Below are 676 nucleotides of genomic sequence, written 5' to 3'. Positions count from 1 at the left end.
ATGGCCAGCGACTTCAAGGCGTTCTACGAGAAAGAGCCCGGCCAGGTACCGGATACCTACACCATGAGCCACATCGCGGGCGGTTACGTGTTCGACCGCCAGGGCCGCCTGCGCCTGTTCGCGCCGTATGGCATGCCGGTGGAAAAGCTGTTCTCGGACGTGCAGCGCCTGCTGCTCGAACCTCGTCATCCGGCCGCCGGCAACGACGCACTGGCCAGCTGCAGCCTCAAGCACAGCGACACACTCGCCGCGCGCTGACGTCACCTCCACCGCGGTGGGTGCCGAGCGTTGGTCGACACGTGATGCATGAATCCGGTGGGTGCCGACCGTTGGTCGGCACACCTTCCACCAACAGCAGCCGAGCATGGCTCGGCTCTACACGAGCACCTGCATGATCCAGAACGACATCGTCGTCTTCGGTTTGATCGCCGCCACGCTTGGCGCCGTGTTCTGGACCGCCTCGCGCGAGCAGGGCCTGTGGAAGCGCTTCTATACCTTCGTCCCAGCGCTGCTGCTGTGCTACCTGATTCCCGGCATCTACAACACCGTCGGCCTCATCGACGGGCAGAACACCAAGCTCTACAACCCGATCGCACGCGACATCCTGTTGCCGGCGGCGCTGATCCTGCTGACCCTGGCGGTGGACATCAAGGGCATCCTGCGGCTCGGCCCGAAG

The 676-nt window shown here is 64.5% G+C and carries 2 protein-coding genes; both read left to right on the top strand.

The genetic code is table 11. The features are described 5' to 3' along the window. Positions 1–258 (top strand): SCO family protein (locus DAI20_RS19545; protein WP_205781504.1); only part of this gene is annotated, 258 nt, incomplete at its 5' end. Between the two features lie 133 nt (positions 259–391). Then, a partial coding sequence (locus tag DAI20_RS19540; RefSeq protein ID WP_159085135.1) for a DUF819 family protein occupies positions 392–676 on the top strand: 285 nt, incomplete at its 3' end.

It is taken from the genome of Planctomonas deserti, assembly GCF_003067705.1.
In the GTDB taxonomy this organism is placed as follows: domain Bacteria; phylum Actinomycetota; class Actinomycetes; order Actinomycetales; family Microbacteriaceae; genus Planctomonas; species Planctomonas deserti.
This window is presented reverse-complemented; position numbering and strand designations above follow the sequence as displayed.